The organism is Kitasatospora sp. NPDC092286, assembly GCF_044755565.1.
GTDB lineage: Bacteria > Actinomycetota > Actinomycetes > Streptomycetales > Streptomycetaceae > Kitasatospora.
In genome coordinates this window covers 1-24,050 of sequence record NZ_JBIVRD010000069.1, presented here as the reverse complement: position 1 = coordinate 24,050, position 24,050 = coordinate 1, and the positions used below count along the sequence as shown (strand labels likewise).

Below are 24,050 nucleotides of genomic sequence, written 5' to 3'. Positions count from 1 at the left end.
GTTCCGTCAGGAACCGACCCGATCTGGTGATCCGTCAGCGAGCTCATCAGTGTCTCCCTTGATCAGGGTGTCCACCTGATTCATGACACTCCCGACGAACCGGACGACGGCGACGAACCGCCGCTTTGTGCAGCATCCGTCCGCTGACGTTGCCGTCAACTACTGCCGTCAGACACCCCAGAAGCCCCGCCGGGAGCATTTCCGGCGGGGCTTCTGGGGTGAGTGAGGTTGTAGGCGGTGTGCGGCGCCGTGTGATAGTTGCGGACGTCGAGGACCTCGACCGTTGTGCCGTCATCTGTGCGGACTCTATCGCCTGCCTTGAGGTCGCTTGCGTCGGTCCAGGCCTGGGTGGTGAGCGTGTCTTTTCCCGGCGCCAGCTGCGAATGTGGTGTGGGTCTGCGTGTGTTCGTTCCACTGGGCACCGATCCGGGCTGTGGCCTCGGCCTCGATCAACTGCCCAGCCGCCACCAATCCCGGCAACAGCGACGATCCCCCGCTTTGTACAGCACCCGTCCGTTGACGTTACCGTTAACTACTGCCGTCAGAATCGAGAAGCCCTGCCGAAGAACTCTCCGGCAGGGCTTCTTCCGCCGTCGCACCGAACTGGCGCTTACAACGAGTCACCAGACGGGCTTGACGGCCTCATTGGGAATCAGTGGTTCGACGTGCGCCGAACGTTGCGAGGAGGGCGCGATAGCCAATTCTGGATATTGGCGTACTCCTCTTCGGAAACGGATCCCCTTGGAGTTTTTTCCATGAAATTGCGTATCGCGGATGCGCGGTGAGGATTCGGCACGGCAAGCACGCCGATCCCGTCCTGCCAGGTGGTCCCGGCAACCACCGTGTACCCCGCTTTGGACAACATGACGAACCCCGGCCGACCGTAGGGGCCACCAAGAAGCCCGTTCGCCGTCCCGGTACCCATGAGGTCCCATTCATCCTTCAGCTGCACGAGCCCCCAACGTACGACTGGAAATCCGTTGGGTCCGGGGATCGTGAGCGACAGGAAGAACTCTTGGCTCTGGTCCAGGAGTCCGTACTGCTGTGCCATGGCGAGCCAGGCCTCATTCGCTTTCTGGACCAGTTCAGTGTCCTGGAAGTCGAACTCCTCATCGAACCTGCCATCGTCCGGCCTGCACGCCGATGCCATCCACGCCGCATTGGCGGGAATGACGTCAGCTGCACCAGCGACATCGAGCAGCACTAGCCCTGCGGTGTCGCATCGCCTCGAGAGCGCCGCCATATCAGGAGTCATTCTCACCACCGTTAGCAGGCGGGCTTGTAGGTGCTGATGTTGTCATAGTTGTGACCTGCTCCTGCTTTACCGCCGGTGGGACCCACCCACCCGATCGTGCCGTCGTCCTTGACCATGAGCCGATAGTCATTCCCTCCACCAGGAACGTCATAGATCTTAGCTCCCTTCCAGTACCTTCGGGCACCGATCGGACCGGTGTCACCGCGGAAGAAGTCGAGCACCTGCTTTCCCTTCGGGCCGGTCATCCGCTGGGTGAGCTGGCCATTGTTGTACATGTCGATGGCATTCTGAATGATCTGCGGCGGTGTCGGGAACGATCCGGCATTGTGCACCAGCACCGGCGTTGTGCCGGCGAGTACATAGTACGTGTGGAGGTTGTCGACGGTGAGGTTTCGGACTTCCTGCTGCTGGGTCCACCGATCGACTGCGAGGACCCGGGCGGTGGATCCGTCGGAGGCCTTGAGGGTGTCGCCCGGTTTGAGGTCGGTTGCCTTGACCCATTCGCCGCGGGAGTTCACCCAGAAGGGGTGTCCGTCGGTCGCGGTGAGCTGCACGGGGCGCTGGTACGACCCCTCCTTGGAGATGGTGATCGTGACCAGGTTCTTGAGGCCTTCGCCGATAATGAGCGCAGTCACCGGCTTGGCCGTCGTGAGACCGGTCTCGGGGTCGGTGGCCAGGACCTCGTCACCGATCTCGATGTCGGCGATCTGCTTGGTGCTGCCGTCGGCCAAGAGGACCAGGACGTCGTCTGGGAACGAGTTGTCCTCGCACTTGGCCCGCCGCTTTGCGGCGACGGACTTCTCGGACTGGGGCGTGCTCGGGTTGGTCGACCTGCCCTGGCCTGTCTTCGCGCCGTTGTCCGAGCGGCCGGTGTTGGCCTTCGGGCCTGGCTTGGCTCCCTTCGGCCCCCTACCACCGCCCATGCCGCCGCGGTCGGATCCGGTGATCTCGCCGAGCGCGACCAGCTGTGCCGTGCTGCTGGTCAGCAGCTCCGCTTCGTTGCAGGACTTGACGCGGTCGCAGGCGCGCGACATCGCTCCGCGGTAGTTCGACGCGGTCAGGTCCATGCCGTAGGTGGACCGTTGCTCCTTGGCGAGCTCGTCGCGGTACACGCTGAGTGTCTCGCCGATGCCCTTGGTGTTGGGGATGTAGAGGTCCGCGCCCAGGTGGATCCAGGGGTCGTGAGCCTGCTCGACGTCGTAATTGCGGTTGACGACCTTGAGGGTGCCGTCGAAGTTGACGTCCGCGGCCCCCCGGCCGCTGTAGTGGCCGTGGCAGCGTCCTTCCCAGCAGTCGCCGTCGATGAGGCCGCTCGGGTCCGAGCGGTTCACGGGGTCGTTGCTGCTGTAGGAGTAGCCGCCCATCTGGTCGGGGTTGCCGGCCTCGAGGAGCGGGTCGACGGTCAGGAAGCGGCCGAGCACCGGGTCGTAGTTGCGGGCGCCCAGCAGGTTGAGGCCGCTGGCGGCGTCCACCGGCTTGCCGAGGTAGCCGCGGTTGCCGACCCACCCGGATGGCTGGAGGCCGCTGCGGACGTTCCCGTAGGGGTCGAACGGGCGCCGGGTGATGGACCGGGTGGCGGCGTCGACCTGGAGGGTGGAGGTGTTCTGAGGGTTGGTGAACTGGTAGGTGAGCGCTCCGTTGCTGGAGCGGACGACGGTGGTGCCGTCGGGCTGGGGGTAGTGGCGGTCACCGGTGACGGTGGTGCCGTCGGGGGAAAGGGTGAGCTGTTCGGCGTCGTCGAACAGGTAGAGGATCGTGCCGTCGGGACCGCGCTGGACGAGCAGTTCGCCGTCGGCGTCGTACAGGTACCTGGAGGTGCTGGTGCCCACCCCGTTGGGGCTGGTGACGGTCTCGGTGCGGCCTTCGACGTTGTAGGTGAGGGTCTGGGCGGCTCCGGCGAGCGGCTGGGTGCCGGTGCCGGTGGCCCACTTCTGGTTGGGGCCCTGGTTGCAGGTCCACAGCGTGACGCGGGTGCCGGGGGTCGTGCTGGCGTAGGGGATGTCGAGGCAGAGGCCGGAGTCGTGGACGAGACCGCCGTTGGCGGCGGTGCGCCAGCGCTGGTTGGCGCTGCCGTCACAGGTCCACAACTCGATCTGCGCGTTCGAGCCGGCCTGGCCCCCGACCGGGCGGGCGCAGGCGCCGAGGACGCGCAGGGTGCCGTCCGTCCCGATATCCCACCGCTGGGCGCCAGTGTTGTTGCAGGTCCAGGTCTGTACCGGGGTGCCGTTGGCGCTGGTGCCACCGGCCGCGTCCAGGCAGATCGGGGTGCTGGTGGTGGGGACGGCCGAAAGCAGGGTGCCCGAGGTGCTGAGGGAACGGTTGGTGGTGTTGCCCTCGGCGTCGTACTGCGGCGTCAGCGTCGCGGTGTAGCCGGGGCCGCTCGGCGGGTTGACGGTGGCGGGCCACTTCTGGTTGGGGTTGCCGTTGCAGTACCAGAGGCCGAGCTGGGTGCCCGGCGCCTGGTTCCATCCGGGGATCTCGAGGCAGAGGGTGGAGGCGGTGTGGACGATGGCGCCGTTGGCGCCGTCCTGCCACTTCTGGCCCTCGCCGCCGTTGCAGGTGGTCAGTTCGATCTTGGTGCCTGCTCCGACGGTCCCGCCGACCGGGCTGGCGCACTTGCCGAAGGCACGCAGGGTGCCGTCGCCGGGGCGGGTCCACTTCTGGGCGCTGGAGGTGCTGCAGGTCCAGGTCTCGACGGGCGTGCCGTCCGCGGTCCTGGCTCCCCACACGTCCAGGCAGAGCGCGGACCCGTCGGCGGCGGGCAGGGCCGAGGTGAGTCGGCTGGTGGCCTGGCCGGTACGGGTGGTGACGCTGGTAAGGGTGTTGGGCTTGGCGGCCGGGGTGCGGCCGTCGCCGGGGTAGGTGCTGGTCTGCGTGACGTCACGGGAGGTGTCGCCCGTGACATCGTGGCGGACCTGCTGGGTACGGCCGCCGAGCTGGTTGTACTGGAAGGTCTGCCAGTACGGGGCCGGGCCACCGATGTTGGCCGGGCCGGGGTCGGTGTTGTTGCAGTGCGAGACCTGGCCCGGGCCCGGGGTGCTGACGCCCCAGGTGTCGGTCCAGGCTTCGACGAGGCGGTTGAGGCCGTCGTAGCGAAAGCACTGGGTGTCGAACGCCCGGTCCACACTGCCCGAGGACTGCAGTTCCGAGACGCTGGTCAGCTTCCCGGACTGGTCGTACCCGTAGGTGGTGTGCGAGATGGGATTGGCTTCCGCCTCCTGGAACTTGACGCTGCTTGTCGTCGGCCGGCCGGTGATGTCGTCGTACGTACGGGCGGTCCGCAGCAGTTGGTCGCGCTCGCCGTACTGGGAGCGCAGCAGTTGGCCGAGCGGGTTGTAGTTGGCGAGGTCGAGCAGCTTGCTGAGGTCCGTACCGGTGGCGATGACCTGGCCCAGTTCGGACCGGGCGAAGCCGTACTTCTCGGTGGGCAGGCCGCCGTCGGCGCCGTAGGAGAGGCCGGCCGGAAGGCCGAGATTGTCCGTGTAGTAGAGAGTCTGGGTGTAGTCGCCCGCGAGCCTGCCCTCGGCGGCGGGGACGGTGGTCGTGGTACTGGTGGGCTGGTAGCGGGTGGTGTAGCCGTTGACCTTCTTCACGTAGGCGCTGCCGGCCGCGCCGCCGACGTAGCGGGTGCTCGATGTCGGGTAGCCCTTGGCGAGCGTGTCGTAGGTGTAGGAGGCGAGCAGCTTGGACTGGTCGCCGGTGTTGGTGCCCTCGTAGCGGCCGGTGGTGCGGCCGAGGAGGTCGTAGGTGTAGGACAGCTGCCGGCCGAGCCCGTCGGTCGTGTTCGCCACCCGGCCCAGCTCGTCGTAGGCGGTGGCGGAGGAGCCGGCGTCGGGGTCGTTCTGCGAGACGCGCCGGCCCTGGAGGTCGTACGAGTAGGACCAGGTGTTGCCGGCGTTGTCCTTGATCGTGGCGAGGTTGCCGCGCTCGTCGAACGCGTAGCGGGTGGTGACGTCGCCCGTGCCCGCTCCGCCGTGGAGCACGGAGGAGGTGGTGCGGCCGAGGGCGTCGGTGTACACCGTGCTCGGGGTGCCGCCGCTGGGCGGGGTGGTGTCGGTCCGGTCGGCGCCCGGGTAGGCCGTGACGGTCTGCCACAGCTCCGTGCCCTTGGCGAAGAGCTTGGCGGCGGTCTGCCGGCCGGCACCGTCGTACAGGTACCGGGTCTGCGAGGGGGCCTCGGTGTCCTTCTCTTCGAACAGGGTGCTGCCGGGTCCGCCGTTCGTCCCGTCGTACCACGCCGTGGTGGACTTCGTGACCTGGCCGCGGCTGTCGTAGCGGGTGTGGCCGAGGATCCGGCCGGGGTCGCCGTTGGTCGGGGTGGCCTGTGTCTGACGAGGCTTCAGGAAGCCGTCGTAGATGGTGACTGAGGCTGCCCAGGTCCCTCTGTCCGTTTGTGTCTTGGTGGTGACGCTCGGCGGGTTGGCACGGCTGGTCGGGGTGGGGTCCACCCCGTGCATCTCGTAGGCGAACGTGCTGTCGGCGGGCCGGCCGGCGTCCTTGGAGTTGCCGGGCAGCCAGACGGCGGTGCGGCGGCCGAGTGCGTCGTAGGTCGAGTCCGTGACCCGCCCGTTCGAGTCCACCGCCCGGGTCATCAGGCCGCGGACCGGAGCGACGGTGCTCCTGCTCGTCCAGCCCAGCGGGTTGGTGGTGGCGACCTCGGACGGCAGCACACCGGTCGCCGGGGTGTACGCGGTCAGTTCGACGGCGCCCGTCTCGTCGACGCTGCGGACGACGCGCCCGTAGCCGTCGAAGCCCTGGGCCTCGACGGTCCGGTAGGCGGCGTGGCCCTGCGCGTCGTAGGACTTGGCGTCCTGGACGGCGGTGACGTACCCGAGCGTGGTGCCGTTCTGGCCGAGGACGTCGACGGCGCCGGGGTTGGCCAGGTCGGCGTTCCCGTCGTAGATCAGCCGGCGGTCGCTGATCGTCTTCGTGGCGGATCCGACGGATCCGGTGGAGACGCACGGCCCGGCCACGGTCAGTGTGCCGCTGGGGTAGGTGAGCATCATCGGATTGCTCGCCGGCGGCGCCGCGTACGTGGTCGTGCTGCAGGTGCGGTCGGCCTGGGTGCCCAGGTCCGGCTGGACGTCGACCTTCACCGGGCGTGCCCAGGTGTCGAGGTCCGTAGTGGTGCGCCCGATCCGCCAGGTGGTGCCGTCGGACAGGAGAGCGCCGGAACGGGTGCTCGTTCTCTCGGTACGGCGGGCCTCCAGCGGTGGGAGGACCGAGAGCGAGGAGGGATCGGGCGGGGGGGTCTTGGAGGTCCAGGCCGTACGCGCCCTGGTGGCGGTGGCGGTCTGGGCGACGGAGATGTCGGTGAACTGCTTGGCGACGGGGGTGCCGCCGGCCTGGGTGTAGGTGACGGACTCCTGCGCGGTGCCGACGAGCCAGGGGCTGTCGACGGTCTCCTCACCGAGGGAGTTCTTCGGCCTGCTGACCCGGAGCGTACGGTCGGCCTTGTAGTCCCCGTCCATGCCCTGGAAGTAGGAGACGGTGCTCTGGCTGACCGGGTCGGGGCCGGAGCCGGCGGTGGTGGTGACGGTGCGGTAGCCGCGGAAGTCGTTCCAGGTGCGGTACTGGTCGTCCGTCAGGTCGGAGTCGTCGCGGTGCCAGGCGGCGCCGCTGTAGGTGTAGGCGGTCTCACGGGCCGGCGAGTTGGCCTTGGTGGTGTCCGTGGCGGTGACCTTGGCGACCAGGGTCTTCTGGAACCAGTCGGCGATCGGGGAGCCCGCGTTCGTCGGAGTCCAGTACACCGGGTAGCAGGCCATGGTGTTGCTGTCCGCCGAGGCCGGCATGGTGCCCTTGGTCCGCGAGCACTCGGGATCCCGGTAGGTGACGGCGATCGAGGTGCCGGACTCGGTGTTGATCCCGATGACGCGCGGCCGGTACAGCGGTGGCGCCGCCGGGGTGGAGCCGTCGACGCGGTTGTCGATCTCGGTTCCGGCGAAGGTGACCGGGTCGAGGGCGATCGGACCGGTGCCGCCGGCGGAGGTGTCGAGGGCGGTGTGCCGGATCTCGGACAGCCACATCACCGACTGCAAGGAGGCGATCTGCTTGTCAGGCTTCTTGCCGGTGATCGGATCGATGATGCCGCCGGCATCCGAGAACAGGTGCTTGAGGTCGTAGTGGTCCACGCCCTTCCAGCCGCCCTGCGTACGCAGCTCGGTGCCGATGGCGCGCAGGCGCTTGGTGGACCAGAAGGTGGGCGAGCCGATCCGGCAGACGTTGCTGCCGGTGCCGCTGGTCGTCCAGCCATCCTGGCAGGCGAGGTCGTAGGGGACGTCCGGCCAGTCCTTGGCCGTGGCGCCCGACAGGTTCTCGGGCCGGCAGACGGTGTCCGAGACCACACACCGCTCGGCGATGTCGAAGGCCACCCGGGCGGACGGCTCGCGTCCGGCGAGGGCGTCGGCGAGCTGGTAGCCGTAGGAGACGCGGGTGAGGTGGCCGCCGCGCGTGTAAGGCGTGAGGGTGCCGCTGCCGCCGGTGGCGGCGGCCTGGCCGGCGCCCATGGCGTAGCGGTTGGTCTCGGTGGCCCAGTCGTAGCGCTGGAGGCTGCCGTGCGGGTCGACGGCGAAGTCGAGGTTGAAGCGCCAGCCGGGCTGCTGGTCGCACTGGGAGTTCTTGCCCTTGGCGGCGGTGTAGCAGGGGTCGCCGCTGTTGGGGTGGTAGACGGGGGCGCCCCAGGCGCTGTTGGTGGCGTCGTCGGAGGTGGTGCCGGGCGCGTGGTTGAGGCCGAGGTAGTAGGTCGTGCCGTCGGTGACGGTGACCTTGAAGTACTCGCCCTGCCAGAGGCCGTTGGCTGCGCCGGTCAGCCGTTCGATCTTCGTGCCGTCGTCGTTCTGGAGGTGGTAGACGCCGTTCGAGTCCTGGATCAGCTCACCGGAGTGGGAGCCGAGGGACAGGGTGGCACGCCACCCCGCCCAGCACTGGTCGGCGGAACCGTTGATGCCGGAGGTCTGGCACGACTTGTAGGACCGCTCGATGAAGCCGGGGCTGTACGACCAGCCGTCACCGATCGAGCCGGCCTGCGAGTTGCGGGCGGAGGTCTGTCCGTCGACCGACTGGGAGTTGTAGGACAGCGCCACGCCCGGCGCGGTACCGGTCAGGGACGGAGGCATGGTGATCGGGTAGGAGTACGTGAACGCGCCGGACGCGCTCTGCGACCAGGTGCCGGAGGCCGACAGGTCGGTCGCCGTGTAGGAACCCTGCGAGCCGCTCGCCTCGGCGACCGCTCCCAGGGCGATGCCGCCGCCCGAGGTCAGCGAACGTGCCGAGTCGAGCGGGGTGGTGGCCGGTGCCTCGCCGGGGGCGGGCTTGGCGGGGGCGGCGGGGATGGCGGCGTCGCCCGGGAGGACGACGGTGCCGGTGATCTTCTTGGTGGCGGGGTCGACCGTGGAGTCGACCGGCTGCCGGGTGCGGCATTCGGCGCGCTCGGGCGTGGTCAGCGCGCACGCGGGCATCGCGACCAGGCGCAGGCGGGAGGCCCAGCCGCCGCCATAGGCGTCGGCGATCGAGCTGTAGTCGAGCGAGACGTCGAGGCTCGCGGCGTCGGTGCCGCCGTCGGCGCGTTTGAGGCCGACCAGCAGGCCGTTGACGTTGGCCTGCTCGGCCTGGGCGCGGTCGGCGACCTTCACCTCGACGGTGCCGGGCGCGGCGGCGGGTGTGTCACCGCCGGCGGCGCTCGTCCTGCCGGCGCTCCGGCCGGGGGTGGCCGCGCCGAGCAGGACCGGGGTGTCACCGGCCCGGACCGTCGAACCGTCCCCGCCCTTGGCCGCGACGAGGTCGGGCCGGTTCTTCAGGTCGACGGTGACCGCGGCCTGCTTCGGCCACTGCGCCGCGTCCGATTTGTGGGCCCGGAGTTCGCGCGAACCCTCCGGGTACGGCAGTGCCGTCGGCTCCCGCTTGGTGTCGGCGTTGTGTCCGCCGACGACCGGGAGCTTCGGGAGGGGTGCTTCTTCCTTACTGGCGGCCTGTGCGGTGAAGGCGACTCCTTCGCCGACCAGGGGGACCACGAGTGAGAGAGCGGCGATGAGAGCGGGAACAGTCAACGCATTTCGCCATCGACCACCCCCTCTCGGTGAAAAGTGAGCGAACCAACCCCAACCGGGTTGCATCAGCGTCCCTCCGTGTTACGGAATTGACATGGGTCTGTGACCTGCGTCGTTGCGGGGGAAAAAGGTGTCCCAGCGTGACGGCCGGAACCGTATTGCCAGCCCGTCCGCGGGCGCAATAGCGTTCGGCTACGACCGGACGGCCGAAATGACGTCACGTCAGCTGATGGCCAATCGGAAACGCGCCAAAATTGGACAAAGGCCACCCCGCGTATCGGTCAATGTGATGCATGGCACATAGAGGTCGCGTATACGGGTCGGGCCGCGTTGTGAAGGTGAACTGACACACCATGGGAGAAATCCGTCCATCCGCGCCGCGGATACGCAGCCGTCTGATGAGACGCCTTGCGCCGGCCTGTGCGCTCGGGCTCGTCCTGGGCGCCGCCCCGGCGGTCGCGCTCGCGGACGACCGGCCGTTCGCCGTCCCGCCGGGCCAGAGCAGCGCCCAGGCCCCGGCGTCCGCCGGACCCGGCGCCGGACCGGTGCAGGCCGCCCGGCAGCAGGCGAAGACGACCGGGAAGCCGGTCACCGTCGAGGAACTGACGACCGAGACCTCGCTCACCGTCGCCCAGCCGAACGGCAAGCTCGCCGTCACCACCCACGTGCTGCCCGCCCGGGTGAAGAAGAACGGCACCTGGACCGGGGTCGACGCCAACCTCGCCCGCAACGCCGACGGGAGCTACTCCCCGAAGGCCACGCCGTCCGGGGTCACCGTCTCCGGCGGCGGCACCGGGCCGCTGGCGACCCTCACCGACCGGGACGGCCGCAGCCTGGCACTGACCTTCCCGGTCGAGCTGCCCCAGCCCACCGTGACCGGAGGTGCCGCCGTCTACCCGGGGGTGCTGCCCGGGGTGGACCTCCGGGTGGAGGTCGGCGACCAGGGCGCGGTGCGCGAGGTCCTGGTCGTCAAGAACGCCGAGGCCGCCGCCGACCCGGCGCTGAAGTCGCTGACGTTCGGCACCGCCACCAAGGATCTGGTCGTCTCCAGCGACGAACACGGAAGCATCACCGCCGTCACCACCGACGGCAAGGCGGCCTTCAGTGCCCCCGCCCCGCTGATGTGGGACTCCGCCTCGGACGCTCCCGCGCCGTCCCCCGCGGGCAAGGCGGGCGCCTTGCCCGCCCCGGCACACGCCGACGAAACCCCGGCACCGGCCGCCGGGAGCCCCTCCTCGACCAACGGGCCGGGCCGGGGCGCGCACGTCAAGCCGGTCGGCGTCAGCACCGGCGCCTCGGCTCTGACACTGACCCCCGACGCCGACCTGCTCGCCGGCAAGGGCACCGTCTGGCCGCTGTACATCGACCCGGCCTTCCAGCCGACACCGCCCATGGGCACCAGCCACTTCGCCCAGGTCATGCAGGGCTGCCCCAACGACCCGGCGTACGACATCGCGCAGGACCACGGCCAGGGCGTCGGCTACCAGCACTACCTGGCCAACTGCTACGGCATGGAACGCTCGTACTACGAGTTCAACACCAGCGCCGTGACACCGCAGATGTACATCGACAACGCCAACATGTACTTCAACGAGTCCTACGCCGCCGCCCACGACTGCAACGCCCAGGCTCCGGTCTCCCTGAAGTGGACCGGCGGCATCGACGCCGGCACCACCTGGAACCGGCAGCCGCAGATCGTCCAGGACATCGACACCACCCAGTGGCCCAAGAGCGCGTACTTCGGGTGCGGTGAGAAGACGGTCATCTTCAACGTCACCGGCCCGCTGCGGACGGTGGCCCAGCAGGGCTTCAAGGCATGGACGGTCGGCCTGTTCGGCGACGAGAACCCGTCCACCGGCGTCGACCACTTCATGCGGTTCAGCACCAACCCGTCCATCCTCGCCACCTACGACATCGCGCCGAACACCCCCGACGCGATGTACACCAGGCCGGACTCGGTGAACCCCAGCGGCGCCGCGTGCGGGAACGGGCAGCCCGGATGGATCGGGAAGACCGTGCCGCTGCCGGACGGGACCTCCGACATCACCCTGCACGCCTGGGGCTCCACCTCGATGCCCGGCACCAACATCGTGGTCGGCTTCCACGTGTGGGACAACATGACCGCCGACCCGAACGGCGGCCCCGGCGGCGGGAGCTGGCGCACCAGCCAGACCATCAACGGCTGGGGCTGGGGCGCGGCCACCCTCGGCTTCCCCGCCGCAGACGGCCACCAGTACGGCTGGAACGCCTGGACCAGCGACGGCTTCCTCAACAGCCCCGGCACGGCCTACTGCTACTTCAACGTCGACCTCAGCGCGCCGACGCTCGCGCACATCGCCCCGTCCACGGTGTTCCCCCCGCTGGGCAGCGGCATCAAGCCCACCGGCCATGCCGGGGACACCAACGCCACCATCCGGGTGACCAGCACCGACCCCGTCCCCGGTGGCTGCACCCGCGGCAGCTGCATCGCCAGCGGCGTCCGCGAGTTCCAGTACTCCCTCGACGACAACAGCCGGCCGACCGGATACGGCTCCGCGCCGGCCAGGTTCGCCGCCGACGGCACCGCGTACGCCGACATCCCGATCAGCCTCAACCCCGACAACTGGGGAACCCACCGCCTGTACGTCCGCGCCACCGACAACGCCGGCAACACCCAGCCCCAGGCCGCCACGTACGACTTCTACGCCCCGTGGAACCCGGCCACCAAGGCCGTCGCCGGCGACGTGGACTTCGACGGCATCCCCGACTACCTGATCCCCGCGGCCGACGGCTCGCTGACCCTGCTCCCGGGCAACAGCGACTTCACCGCCCAGCCCGGAACCGCCTCCACCGCGGACCGCAGCCCCAACCACGACAGCTGGAACAACTACCTGCTCGCCCACCGCGGCTCGGTCACCGACAACAGCGTCGACGACCTGCTCGTCTATGACAAGGCCGGCAAGCAGCTCTACGTCTACGTCAACGACTCGAACCACGTCCCCGAAGGCGCCGCCGGCCACTACACCTTCACTTCCACCAAAATCGGCAACAGCGCCACCCTGTGCGACAAGGGCATCGACGGCACCTGGGGCAACATCACCCAGATGACCGCCGTCAACCCGGCCCCGGGGGTCAAGGGACGGCCCAATCTCGTCACCGTCGAGAACGGCCACCTGCGCTACTACCCCGCCAGCACGATCGTCGGCTGTTACTTCACCGCCGGTATCGAACTCGGCGCCGACGGGGACGACTGGAGCGGCTTCACCCTCCTGTCCCCCGGCCTGATCGGCAACGCCCCCGCACTCTGGGTCCGTGACAGCGTCACCGGCGCGGTCACCAGCCTGCCGCTGCCCCTGGCCGACAACGGCACGCCCGCCGCGAAGTCCCTGCACGCACCCGCTCGCCAGCCCCTGGTGTCCGCCGTCACCGACGCCGCGGGCAAGAACATGTGCGCCGACATCGACCACGGGCGCACCACCGACGGCACCGCCGCCCTGCTGTGGAACTGCGCCGGCCAGGGCATCAGCCCGAACCAGGCGTTCACCCTCGGCACGGACGGATCGCTGCACGTCCTCGGCAAGTGCCTCGACGTCACCGGCGGAGCCACCGCCAACGGATCCTGGGTCAACCTGTGGGAGTGCAACGGCTCCCCCGCCCAACAGTGGACCGCCGGCCCCTACCCGGGCACGCTGAAGAACCCCCACTCCGGCAAGTGCCTCGCCGTCCCCAGCGGCGACAACACCCCCGGCAACCGTCTGATCATCTGGGACTGCCTCGACAACGCGAGCCAGAAGTGGGTGGCCCCCACCGCACGGCCCGTCCTCCCACTCGGGCTCAGCTCGGCCGCATACCCCACCGTGGACTCCCCCGGTGACATCAACGCCGACGGCAACCCCGACCTGATCACCACCGCCGCCGACGGCACCCTCACCCAGTACCTGGGCACCACCCCCGCCGCAGGCCTGCCCCGCTTCGGGGCACCACAGGTCCTGCCACGGCCCACCCCCGCCGGCTACAACATCAACTCCGCCCACAACCCGGCCAGGTGCCTCGACAACCTGGGCGCACCCAACGGAGGCGACCTCAGCTTCTACAACTGCTGGAACGGCACCAACCAGAAATTCACCTTCGCCTCCGACGGCACCCTGCGCACCGGCAGCCGCTGCGTGACCACCCGCGACAACAAGTTCGACTGGGGCACCAAGATCGCCATCACGGACTGCACCGGCACCGCCGGCCAGATCTGGACCCTCCGCGCCGACGGCACCCTCTACAACCCCACCGCCCAGGCCTGCCTCGAACTCCCCGGCGGAAACGACGCCAACGGCACCGTCCCCGGCATCTGGCAGTGCAACGGCAAACCCAACCAGCGCTGGACGCTCTTCCCCAACACCGCCTGACGGATCCGATCCGGCGAGCCCGGGCCCGCGACGCAGCCAGCGTCGCGGGCCCACGCGCCTAACCGGCGTCCGCCAGGTGCCGGGCCTCCCGTTCGGAGGCGACCGCCGGGGGCGAACCGGGCAGCGGACGGCCGGCGCTCTCGGGCATCAGGAGCACCGCGACGACACCGACCGCCGCCGCGGCCATCAGGTAGTAGGCAGGCACCATCCGGTCACCGGTGGCGCCGATCAGATAGGTGACGGCCAGCGGCGTGGTGCCGCCGAACAGGGACACCGAGACGTTGAAGCCGACCGACATCGCCCGGTAGCGGATGTGGGTGGGGAACAGCGCCGGCAGCGAGGCCGGCATGGTGGCGGTGAAACAGGCCAGCAGCAGGCACAGCCCGCCCACGCCCAGCAGCACCGCCGGGTAGGCGCCCCGGCGGATCAGCAGCAGCGCGGGCACCGACAGGACCAGGAACCCCAGGCAGCCCGCCATCAGCACCGGACGCCGCCCGATCCGGTCGGACAGCAGCCCCAGCGGCGCGTTGACGGCCATCATCAGCACCATCGCGGCCACCACCACCAGCAGCCCGTGGGTGGCGTCGAAACCCAGCTCGGTACTCAGGTACGTCGGCAGGTAGGACAGCAGCAGGTAGTCGGTCACGTTGTAGGCCAGCACCAGCGCCACACACAGCGCCAGGGCCCGCCGGTGGGTGGTCACCAGTTCCCGCAGCCCGCCCCCCGGACGCGCCGGGGCGCCGGCCCGGTCGGCAGCGCCGTCGCGGTCGCTCAGCTCGCGGAAAGCCGGGGTCTCCTCCAGACGCATCCGCAGATAGAGACCGATCAGGCCGAGCGGACCGGCGACCAGGAACGGCAGACGCCAGCCCCAGGAGAGCAGGCTCCGCTCGTCCAGCAACGCGGTCATCACGGTCACCAGGCCGGCCCCGGCGACATAGCCCACCAGGGTCCCGAACTCCAGCCAGCTGCCCAGGAACCCGCGGCGGCGGTCGGGAGCGTACTCGGCGATGAAGGTGGTCGCGCCACCGTACTCGCCACCGGTGGAAAAGCCCTGCACCATACGGGCGAGCAGCAGCAGGACCGGGGCCCAGATCCCGATCGTGGCATAGGAGGGGATCAGGCCGATGGCGAAGGTACCGGCCGCCATCATGATCATGGTGGCGGCGAGCACCTTCTGCCGCCCGAGCCGGTCGCCGAGCGGCCCGAACACCAGGCCACCCAGCGGCCGGACCAGGAAGGCCGCCGCGAACGTCGCGAAGGCGGCCAGCAGTTGCGCGGTGCCGTCGGCGGCCGGGAAGAAGACCCTGCCCAGGGTGACCGCCAGATAACTGTAGACGCCGAAGTCGAACCACTCCATGGCGTTACCCAGGGCCGCGGCGGTGACCGCGCGGCGCAGCATGCCCGGCTCGACGACGGTGACCCGGCCGGGTGCGGGCGGCCCGGCGGCGGGCGCGGGGGCGGGCGGGCCGGGTGCGGGGGTGGGCGGGGTGGCGGTCGGTGACGATGGGCGCAAGGGTCCGCTTCTTCTGCCGGGGACGGTGGACCGTCCCCGCCTGACCGCTCACGCCGGGCCCAAACGCCCTGGCCGGGGCGGTGAGAGATCACTCACACCCGGCCGGGCCGGGGCGGGGGGTGCCGGGCGGGCGCCGCCGCACGCCGCGCCCCGGTGTGCCGTCCGGCCCGGTCACCCGCTCGACCAGGTCGCCGCGCGGGCGCCGCCGCCAAACTCGGGACTGCCCACACCGGCCACCGGCAGCGGGACGGTCCAGGCGTTCCCGGGTACCCGGCCCGGCGATGGCGGTGGAGCCGGGCCAGCGGTCCGACGGACGCACCGGCCGCTTCCAGAAACCGGCGGACCGTCCGAGCCCGCTGCCGGACGGTGTCTGCGCGAAGGTCACAGCCCACGAGAACCGGGGCCGAGCCCGCGCGATACGGTCACCCCATGACAACGGGAGCATGGGACATCGTGCTGCTCGGCGGAGCGTCGGGCATCGGCAAGAGCCGGGCAGCAGCCCGGCTCGCCAGGGAATCGGGGGCGTTCGTGGTCGAGCTCGACGACGTGGTCAGCGCCATACAGGAGATCACCACCGCCGGACAGCACCCGGACCTGCACCACTTCAACACCCTGCCGGACAGTGCCGAACTCCCCGCCACCCGGGTGCTGGACCTCCAGATCGCCACCGCCCGGGCGCTGGAACCCGCCGTGCTGGGAGTCGTACGCAACCGGCTGACCGTGAACGTACCCGCCGTCATCGAGGGCGACTACCTCACCCCGGCCGCCGCCGCACGGGCCATGCACGAAGGCACAGCAGCCGGCCGACGGGTACAGGCAGTGTTCCTTCACGAGGCCGACGCCGGACAGATCACCGCCAACTACGCCGAGCGGGAACCGGAGTACGGCGTCCAGGCGCACCGCGCCGAAATCAGCACCCGCTTCTCGCACTGGCTCGGCGACCAGGCCCGCCGGCACGCCCTGCCCGTGGTCGACTGCCGCCCCTGGGACAGCCTGCCCGCCCGTCTCCACGCCGCCCTGCACGCCGCCGGGTAGGGCCGGGGCCCGGGACGGCACCCAAAGAACGGGGCCCGGGGCGGCGAACGTTCGCTGGTGCGGGGACATCACGTACCTGCCGGTCGGTGGGTCGTGGATGTACCTGGCGACGGTGATCGACATGCACTCGCGGGAGGGTCGTGGGCTGGTCGCTCGCGGAACACATGCGCGCCGGCTGCGGCCCGTTGGCGCCGTGGCTTCGTTCACGTGAAGTAGCAGTGATTGGTCAGCGGTTTGGGCAGCAGTTGGCGATCTTGGGTGCTGCGGATGTTCACGAGAATTGACGGCGGTGTCGCCTCATGGCGGTCAAATTCCGGTGCGTGACGTCCGGCTGGGTCTCAGACTGCGGACATGGATGAAACCACCAATCCCGCGGCCGTCGCGCCTGCAGAGCAGTCGAGTCAGCTACTGGGGTATCCACCTGGTGCGCGGCTGCTGATCGTCAACTGCGATGACTTCGGGATGTATCCGGCGATCAACGCGGCGGTGATCGAGTCGATCGAAGAGGGCATCGCGAGTTCATGCAGCCTGATGGTCCCGTGCCCCGCAGCGCCGCAGGCCTTGGAGATGCTCAGCCGACGCCCTTGGATCCCGTTCGGAGTCCACCTCACCCTGGTGTGCGAGATGCCCGACATCCTGTGGGGGCCGCTGACCGCCAAGGAACGAGTTCCCTCACTGCTGGACCCTGCAGGCGAGCTGTTCTCACCGTCGCCCGCCGGACGAGCGGCCTTGCTCGGCCAAGCTCGGCTCGATGAGATCGAACTTGAGTTCCGCGCCCAGATCAACGCCGTCGCCAACGCCGGACTCGCGCCGACCCATCTGGACTTCCATTGTCTGGCCGATGGCGGCCGCGACGACATCCTCGACCTGACCGTTGTGCTGGCCGCGGAGTACGGCCTCGCGGTCCGGGTCTGGCTCGAACCCGGGCGCCGGACGATGCGCAAACGCGGGCTGCCGGTCACCGACAACGACTTCTTGGACAGCTTCTCCCTGGGCATCGAAGGGAAGGCTGCACGATACGTTCGGATGCTGCGTGACCTGCCTGCGGGACTCAATGAATGGGCGGTGCACCCCAGTCTGAGCGACGAGGAGTCGCAGGCCGTCGACGGTGGCTGGCCCGTGCGCCGGACAGACTACGAGTTCCTGACTTCGCAGCAGGCCCGTGATGTTCTCCAGCAGGAGGACATAGCCGTCATCGACTATCGAACGGTCCAGCAAGTCTGGTCCCTGGGCACGAGCTTCGGATGAGCGGTCCGGCCCGTCACCCGTGCGGGTGACGGGCCGCGCTTATCGGGGTGCTGAAGTCAGCCGGCCTTGGCGGGTGCTTCGGCCCGGGCCCGGGTGCTGGCGAGTCGGTAGAAGTCGGTGCCGGTCTCGATGATGGTGCCGTTGAAGGTGAGGCGGTCGACGATAGCCGCGCAGAGGCGGGGGTCGGTGAAGGTCTTGGTCCAGCCACCGAAGGACTCGTTGGAGGCGATGGCGACGCTGTTCTTCTCCTCGCGTTCGGTCAGGACCTGGAAGAGCAGTTCGGCGCCGCGGCGGTCGAGTTCCATATAGCCGAGCTCGTCAATGCAGAGCAGGTCGACGCGGCCGTAGCGGGCGATCGTCTTGTTCAGCTGCTTCTCGTCGGCGGCCTCCACCAGCTCGTTCACCAGCTTGGTGGCGAGCGTGTAGCGGACCCGGTAGCCCTGCATGGCGGCCTCGGTGCCCAGGGCGATCAGCATGTGGGACTTGCCGGTGCCGGAGTCGCCGATCAGGCAGAGCGGCTGGCTCTTCTTGATCCACTCGCAGCTGGCGAGGGTGTTGATCACGGCGGGGTCGATGTTGGGGTTGGCGTCGAAGTCGAAGGTCCGCAGCGACTTGTCCCGGGGGAAACCGGCGGCCTTGATCCGCCGCTCCGAGCGGCGGCGGGCGCGGTCGTCGCACTCGGCCATCAGCAGCTCGGCGAGGAAGCCGCGGTAGGTCATCTGGTCCTTGACTGCCCGGTCGGCGATGTCGGCGAACTCGCCTCGGATCGACGGCAGCCGCAGGAGCCTGCAGGCGGTGTCGATGGCCGTGGTCGCGGCCTGCTCGGTCAGGTTCCGCTGGCGGGGCAGCATGGCGGTCATGGTGCTTCTCCCTCTCGCAGGTCACCGCCGCTGGCGCGGCGGTGTCGGAGCAACTGGTCGTAGGGGGTCACCGAGGGCAGCGGCCTGGTGTCCGGCGGCAGGTGGCTGAGCTTCCACTCGTGCAGGAAGGTCACCGTCCCCGCTCCCAGTCCGGCAGTCGGCCGCGGTGTGGGGACGGCGACGACGGGTTCGTCCTCGGTCTGTGCTGCCTTGCGGGCCTCCAACGCGACCGCATCCGCAGTTAGGGCCCCGGCCCGCAGGGCGGTGGCCAGGCCCGCGACGATGTGCTCGTGCGGGAGGTGACGGCCCAGCAGCAGCACCTCGATCAGCGCCCGGGTGCCCTCGGCGTCGCCGTGCGCCCGGATCGCCGCGGCCCACCAGGCGTCGTGGACCGGGGTGAACTTCCCTGCGGAGCGGGCCTGGTCGAGCGCGGTCGCGCCGGGGAAGGCGCCCGGCTTGCGGACCAGGGCCTCCAGGTAGTGGTCCAGCTCCAGTCGGCAGCCGCCCTTGGCGATCAGCCGCTCGTGCCGGGCCACCTCCACGTTCTTGTCGTAGACCACCAGGTGGGAGGCGTGCAGCAGCACCCGGACGCGCTTGCCGATCAGCCTCACCGGCACCGAGTAGCGGTTGGTGCGGACCGCGATCTGGCCGTAGCGGTCGACGCGCGGGGTGAACACCCGCCCGGTTTCGAACGGGTCTTCCGGCAGCGGCAGCAGCCGCGGGCGCTCGTCCTCGAAGTACTCGTCGACCGTCCGGGCCCTGGACCCGATCCGGCGCCGCCCGTCGTGCCGGTCCCACTGCTCGACCAGCTCGTTCAGCTCAGCCAGCGACTCGACTTCCGGCACCGGCGCGAAGTGGTTGCGGCGGAAGTAGCCGATCTGGCCCTCGACGCCGCCCTTCTCGTGGGCGCCCTCGATGCCGGGCCGGCAGTAGAAACTTTCGATCCCGATCTTCCGTGAGTTCAGAGATTCTGAAGTGTCGGCAGGGTGAACCCACGGAAGCTCAGGCGCCACCGAGGTGTCGGTGTCCGCGCGAGATTTCAGTCGGCCACGCGAACCTTCAGTCGCCGTTTCAGTGGAGCCCCACTTGGAGGTGACAGGGGCCACCCCTGCCAACCGCTCCCGAAGCACGTGAGACAGACTGATCTGCGAACGTCAGCGCCCAGCAGCGAAGTTGCCCCCCGGACAGGAGAGCACGTGCAGCCCGAACCTCCCACCTCGTCCCCGGCCAGCTCGCCGCTCGACCCCGCCTCACCGACGGAGATACGGCGGCAGTACCAGCTCGTGAGGAGCCTGCTGCACGAGGAGCTCACCGCCACCGACGACCCGGACTGGCGCCAGCAAGTGCTCAACCACCTCGAACTCGCCTCGTTCTCCGCTGGGTACCTGCTTGCTGCCGCTGACCGCGATTCGCTCCAGGTGGCAACCGCGGCGCACAACCTCACCGCCCTCGCGCTCACACCGCTGCGCCGACCGCAGTCGTAGGTGACCACCAAAGACTTCATGTGACCGCAAGTCCTCGCAGGCCAGAGGACTGTGGCCGGTCCGTGCTGCCAGCTGGGGTCGAAGTGGCTGCTCAGGGCTTCTCTCCGGTCTGTTCTGCGGCAGACTCGGAGGCTGCATTGGCGTAACGGAGGCTGGCCCTGGCGCTGAGTGAGAAGACGTGGGCGAGGTGTAGGGGATCGGCTCCGGTGACGGCAGCCTCTTCGAGGATGCGGTCCTGTCGGAGCCGGTCCAGACCGACGGGCAGCCGTTTGACGAGGCGGTCGAGCCAGAAGGTGCCAACCGTTGTCGTGGTGGTCGCCGTGTTGCGGCTGATCAGCAGGTGCGGGTTGGTGCTGTTGGGCCAGCGACGGCGACGGTAGGCCAGGTAGTCTGCGATCGCCTCAGCGGTGTAGTCGTCCAGCGGCCGGTCGAATCCGTCCGAGTCGAGGCGACGGCCGGGCAAGTCGACCTCGTCCAGCTGGAGCGCACGGATGCGCCTGGCGGGCAGTGCGTGGACGCCCGCGAGGGCGACGACCACGCGCAGGGCGGGATTCTGCCAGGCAGCAAGGGCGACGGCGTCGACTTCCTGGTCGGTGAGCGGAACCGGCACCGAGGTGTGGTTCTTGCCGGTTGTCACCCCTCGCATTGGGTTGGCGAAGACGAGCCGTTCCTTCTTCAGCACGTTGAACAGGCTCCGCAGGGCACTGGCCTCGTGCACCCGGTTGGGGCGGGCGGCCAGCCAAGTGGCGACGTCGTCGCGGGTGACCTGACGCAGTGTCGTGTAGGTCGACGTCCGCTCGCGCAGGAACGGCCGGACCAGCCTGAGCTGGGTAACAACCGTGGACCGGGAGCGAGGGAGCCGGCGCCGGGTGCCGTTGCGCGAGACCGCGACCCAGGCGTCGACCTCGGCCCGTATCCCGGCGGGAAGGAAGTCCAGGTGCTTGTCGCACCAGGTCTGCACGGTGTCGGGCCGGTCGTCCAGCAGCACGTCCAGATCCTCGAAGACCTCCAGGACGTGGTTGGAGGGGATCGCATTGTGGGTGAGCTGGGCGATCGTGGACGCTCGGATCGGCTCGCCGATCCCGTGGACCGCGCAGAGGATGCGGATGCCCCTGCGGACGGAGCCGAGTGTGCGCGGAGGCCAGCCTCTCAGCTCCGCGATCTGTACGGCACGCGCTTCCAGGACGGCGGCCAGGCCCGGGTCCAGGAGCGGTGCCAGGCTGCTGACTCCGCGCAGGTCACGGGCCATCTCGAACAGCGGCAACTGCTTCCAACGCGACCGCACGGAGTGCAGCCGCCGGTCCGGTGGCCCGTCTGCGGTGTTCTGCGGACGGGGTGGCAGGCCGCCGCGAGGACGCAGGGTGCCGATGATGAACAGCTGGTGACCTGTGTGGGCAGCGACCGCCAGGTCGACGCGCGTCTTATTCTCCGGTCCGGCGATCAGGCTGGCCTGCCGGCGGCAGAGCCGGCAGACACCGTCCTGGGCGGCCACCTCGCGGTCGCAGATCTCGCAGTGATCGCCGGTGGCCTTGGCGACGAAGCCCCAGCAGGCCTTGCAGCGGGGGCGGTCGAGCCATCCCCAGCCCAGGCAGTCCCGGCAGCTGCGGGTGGCCCAGGGACGGCGTCGACGTATCGGCGCGCTCACAACGGCGGACCGGACCGGCCCAGACGGCGACGAAGCACGAGCGGGCTGCCGCCCACCACCTTCCGCTCGGCCTGCTCATCCACGTTGTCTGGCTGCCGATGGTCGATCGGCTCGGGAACCAGGAGGTCGGCGGGTGTGCACTGCAGCACCGAGCAGATCACGTCCAGGTCGTCGAGGCGGACGGTCAGCGGGCGGCCCGACCACAGGTGCGACATCTTGCCCGCCGAGATGACCAGCCCGGCGTCCGCGAGCATGCGCTGCAGCTCGGACGCCTTCCAGATGTCGCGCTGGGCGGCGACCATCCGCAGGTTCCACTTCACCGTGTCCTCCCGAAGCGTGCGGCGGCTCGCTGGCCAGCCCGGACCCACGCGTCCTCAACGTGGGATTGCTCGACGTGAACGTAGATCATGGTGGTGTTGAGCCACTCGTGGCCGAGGATTTCCTGGATGGCCACGACGTCCATGCCGCTGCGGTAAAGGTCCGAGGCCGCGAAGTGCCGCAGGACGTGCGGGGTCAATTGGCCTATCTGGTGCGGGAGATGGCGCGCGACGACCTCGGCGAGGCCGGACCGCAGCGCGTCGTCGGTCACTGCCCGGCTGGAGCCGTCGCCGTACCGGCGCTCGGAGGGAAACAGCGGGGCCATGGGGTCCTCGGCTCTGTCGTCGAACTCCCAGCGAGGGCCGGTGACCCACCACTCCAGCAGGTCACGCGACCCGTTGATCAGCGGGACGAGCCGTTCCTTCTTTCCCCGGCCAACGCTGCCCTTGCCCTTGAAGAGGATCTTGCCGAACCGGCCAAGGTCCCACCGGATGTCGCCGATCCGCAGCAGGCACAACTCCGAGATGCGCGGGCCGATCAGACTGGTCAGACGGGCGGCGGTGTAATTCCGCGCGGCCGGCGCGTACTTGCGTGCGGCCTCCATGTCCGCCCGCCACCCGGAGAACAGCCTCGTCGCCTCGTCCGCCGAGGGCGGGATCCGCAACCGCGAAGCGGTGCCGCCGCGAGGCCGGTTGACCTCGTCCAGTGGCGACTCGACGACCACACCGGTGGCCGCGTGGATCGTCGCCTTGTGCCTCAGCTCTAGGAACTCGAAGTAGACGGCGAACGCGGCGGCCTGGCGGACCTTGGTGCCCGGCGCCGAGCCGCGGCGATGTCGGCCGAAGTACCGGTCAAGGTCCTGCGGCTGCATCTCCCACAACGGTCGACCAAACCACTCCCGCAGCCCGAGCACCCCGCCGATGTCCGCACGGATCGTGCCATCCAGCACCCCGGCGGAAGCCCGGGCGAGCACGAACTCCGCCAACAGGTCCTGCTCGAACGCGGCGACCTCCTCGGCGGACTCCAGTCGCAGATCGGGCCGCAGGTCGCGCACGACGGCCAGCGCCATCCGTCCTCCCCTTCAGCTTTCAGGCGGCCTCACCATAGCAGCTGATGATACTTCAGGAATCCTGAGGGATGTACGGAATTCGCCAGCGCGAGTGTGACCTCGCTAGACCTGCAGATCAAGCTGCTGCCGAGGCCACCAGAGGGCTGGATCGGATCAACGAACCCACGGGAACATGGACAAAGTGCGATCTGAAGGCGATCCACCGGTCGGCCTCCACCCGTGCCCGGCTCAGCCCCAGCACCCGGGCGACGGCAGCCTTCAGGTTGTCGTAGCGGACCTTGCTCCTTGGAACGCCGCCCAGCGTGCGCATCGCGTGGACGTGGCCCTCGAAGAACGCCTCCTGCCCGCAGGACGCGGAGACGCGGTGGACGGCCTTGCCCGAGTAGGACAGGCGGAATGAGAACAGGTAGCAGGTCACCAGCTCGCCGGCGAGCTTCACCGTCACGTCGCCGAAGTCGACCTCAGCCTCCATCCCGGGCTGGTGGGTCTGCGGGACGAACGCCTCGATCGGGGCCTTGCCCGACTCCACCAGGATCTGCGGCTTGCGGTCGGCGACGTAGCGGCGGACCTGCTGGTAGGAAATGTCGGCGCCGTGCTCCTCGACCAGGCGGTGGAAGATCCGGGTGACCGTGTGCCGCTGCTTGCGCGGTGCATCCAGGTCGGCCTGCAGGATCCCGTCGATCACCGCCTTGTACGGGTCCAGCGCGGTCGGCCTGGGCGGGAGCTTCTTCCGCGGCTCCGGCCAGACGGAGTCCACGGCCTTCCTGATCGTCCGCCACGACACGTTGTACTTGCGCTCGATCTCCCGCAGCTTCATGCCGTCGCGGTGGTCGCGCCGGATCGCGGCGTACAGCTCGACCTTCGACATCTGCGGCATGACCAGGGCCTTTCACCAGGAGCACTCCCGATGCTGGCCTGGCAAGTACCCCGGTGACGTCAAAACTCGTGAACATCACCCATCCGTGGTTCGGGGTGCCTCCCAAACTCGTGAACAACTGACGTCACGACTCGTGATTAAAGCCAGCGCCGTCCAGGCCGCCGTCGACGCCCGGGGCGGCGACATGCGCGGGGTGGTGTTTCACCCGGACCACGGCGCCCGGGGCAGATTCAATCGGTCGTCGCAACACCTCGTCCTCGGAGGTGTTGATGGGCAGGCCAGCAGGGTGGATGGCGGCGTTGACCGGGCGGTCGCCGATGAA

General features: G+C 69.5%; 14 protein-coding genes and 1 pseudogene. 5 read left to right on the top strand and 10 right to left on the bottom strand.

Annotated features, from left to right (window positions below; genetic code table 11):
• Window positions 1–652 precede the first annotated feature (652 nt).
• Window positions 653–1,204, bottom strand: coding sequence for a hypothetical protein (locus tag ACIQIB_RS37695; protein ID WP_400763722.1), 552 nt, complete (start codon window positions 1,202–1,204; stop codon window positions 653–655).
• A gap of 62 nt (window positions 1,205–1,266) precedes the next feature.
• A complete protein-coding gene (locus tag ACIQIB_RS37690; protein WP_400763720.1) occupies window positions 1,267–9,300 on the bottom strand; it encodes a ricin-type beta-trefoil lectin domain protein in 8,034 nt (2,677 codons plus the stop codon).
• A 398-nt stretch (window positions 9,301–9,698) separates the two neighbouring features.
• Here ACIQIB_RS37690 and ACIQIB_RS37685 point away from each other — a divergent pair, with 398 nt between their 5' ends.
• Window positions 9,699–13,679 carry a ricin-type beta-trefoil lectin domain protein gene (locus ACIQIB_RS37685; protein ID WP_400763717.1) on the top strand — a complete coding sequence of 1,327 codons (3,981 nt, stop codon included), beginning with the start codon at window positions 9,699–9,701 and terminating at the stop codon, window positions 13,677–13,679.
• Window positions 13,680–13,737: 58 nt separating this feature from the next.
• On the opposite strand, the gene proP is transcribed toward ACIQIB_RS37685, so the two are convergent.
• Complete coding sequence (gene proP / locus ACIQIB_RS37680) at window positions 13,738–15,192, bottom strand: glycine betaine/L-proline transporter ProP (RefSeq protein WP_400763714.1); 1,455 nt, start codon at window positions 15,190–15,192, stop codon at window positions 13,738–13,740.
• 429 nt (window positions 15,193–15,621) lie between these two features.
• Between proP and ACIQIB_RS37675 the strand changes: the two genes are divergently transcribed.
• The 3 genes and pseudogenes from ACIQIB_RS37675 (at window position 15,622) to ACIQIB_RS37665 (ending at window position 17,475) form a co-directional block, all read left to right on the top strand.
• The gene (locus ACIQIB_RS37675; RefSeq protein WP_400763711.1) at window positions 15,622–16,227 is read left to right on the top strand and encodes an AAA family ATPase; all 606 of its coding nucleotides are present in this window, start codon (window positions 15,622–15,624) and stop codon (window positions 16,225–16,227) included.
• Window positions 16,228–16,267: 40 nt separating this feature from the next.
• Window positions 16,268–16,397 (top strand): annotated as a pseudogene (locus tag ACIQIB_RS37670) (DDE-type integrase/transposase/recombinase); the annotation flags it as partial.
• Between the two features lie 181 nt (window positions 16,398–16,578).
• Window positions 16,579–17,475 (top strand): carbohydrate deacetylase, encoded by an 897-nt coding sequence (locus ACIQIB_RS37665; RefSeq protein ID WP_400763708.1) that lies wholly within the window; start codon window positions 16,579–16,581, stop codon window positions 17,473–17,475.
• Between the two features lie 56 nt (window positions 17,476–17,531).
• Here ACIQIB_RS37665 and istB read toward each other — a convergent pair whose 3' ends face one another.
• Both istB and ACIQIB_RS37655 read right to left on the bottom strand, forming a co-directional pair.
• Complete coding sequence (gene istB / locus ACIQIB_RS37660) at window positions 17,532–18,335, bottom strand: IS21-like element helper ATPase IstB (RefSeq protein ID WP_400763705.1); 804 nt, start codon at window positions 18,333–18,335, stop codon at window positions 17,532–17,534.
• The gene (locus ACIQIB_RS37655; RefSeq protein ID WP_400763702.1) at window positions 18,332–19,348 is read right to left on the bottom strand and encodes a Mu transposase domain-containing protein; all 1,017 of its coding nucleotides are present in this window, start codon (window positions 19,346–19,348) and stop codon (window positions 18,332–18,334) included. Before ACIQIB_RS37655 ends, istB begins: the two co-directional genes overlap by 4 nt.
• A 183-nt stretch (window positions 19,349–19,531) precedes the next feature.
• Here ACIQIB_RS37655 and ACIQIB_RS37650 point away from each other — a divergent pair, with 183 nt between their 5' ends.
• Window positions 19,532–19,819: a hypothetical protein gene (locus ACIQIB_RS37650; RefSeq protein ID WP_363615210.1), complete on the top strand. Its 288-nt coding sequence runs from the start codon at window positions 19,532–19,534 to the stop codon at window positions 19,817–19,819.
• A gap of 91 nt (window positions 19,820–19,910) precedes the next feature.
• On the opposite strand, the gene ACIQIB_RS37645 is transcribed toward ACIQIB_RS37650, so the two are convergent.
• The 5 genes from ACIQIB_RS37645 to ACIQIB_RS37625 form a co-directional block, all read right to left on the bottom strand.
• Window positions 19,911–21,464 carry a hypothetical protein gene (locus ACIQIB_RS37645; protein ID WP_363615208.1) on the bottom strand — a complete coding sequence of 518 codons (1,554 nt, stop codon included), beginning with the start codon at window positions 21,462–21,464 and terminating at the stop codon, window positions 19,911–19,913.
• Window positions 21,461–21,784 carry a helix-turn-helix transcriptional regulator gene (locus ACIQIB_RS37640; protein WP_363615207.1) on the bottom strand — a complete coding sequence of 108 codons (324 nt, stop codon included), beginning with the start codon at window positions 21,782–21,784 and terminating at the stop codon, window positions 21,461–21,463. The genes ACIQIB_RS37645 and ACIQIB_RS37640 overlap by 4 nt, the downstream gene beginning before the upstream one ends.
• Window positions 21,781–22,851, bottom strand: coding sequence for a tyrosine-type recombinase/integrase (locus ACIQIB_RS37635; RefSeq protein WP_363615205.1), 1,071 nt, complete (start codon window positions 22,849–22,851; stop codon window positions 21,781–21,783). The genes ACIQIB_RS37640 and ACIQIB_RS37635 overlap by 4 nt, the downstream gene beginning before the upstream one ends.
• A 115-nt stretch (window positions 22,852–22,966) precedes the next feature.
• Entirely contained in the window at window positions 22,967–23,728 is a 762-nt protein-coding gene (gene istA / locus ACIQIB_RS37630; RefSeq protein WP_400763697.1) for an IS21 family transposase, read from the bottom strand.
• A 124-nt stretch (window positions 23,729–23,852) separates the two neighbouring features.
• Window positions 23,853–24,050 (bottom strand): hypothetical protein (locus ACIQIB_RS37625; protein WP_400763694.1); only part of this gene is annotated, 198 nt, incomplete at its 5' end.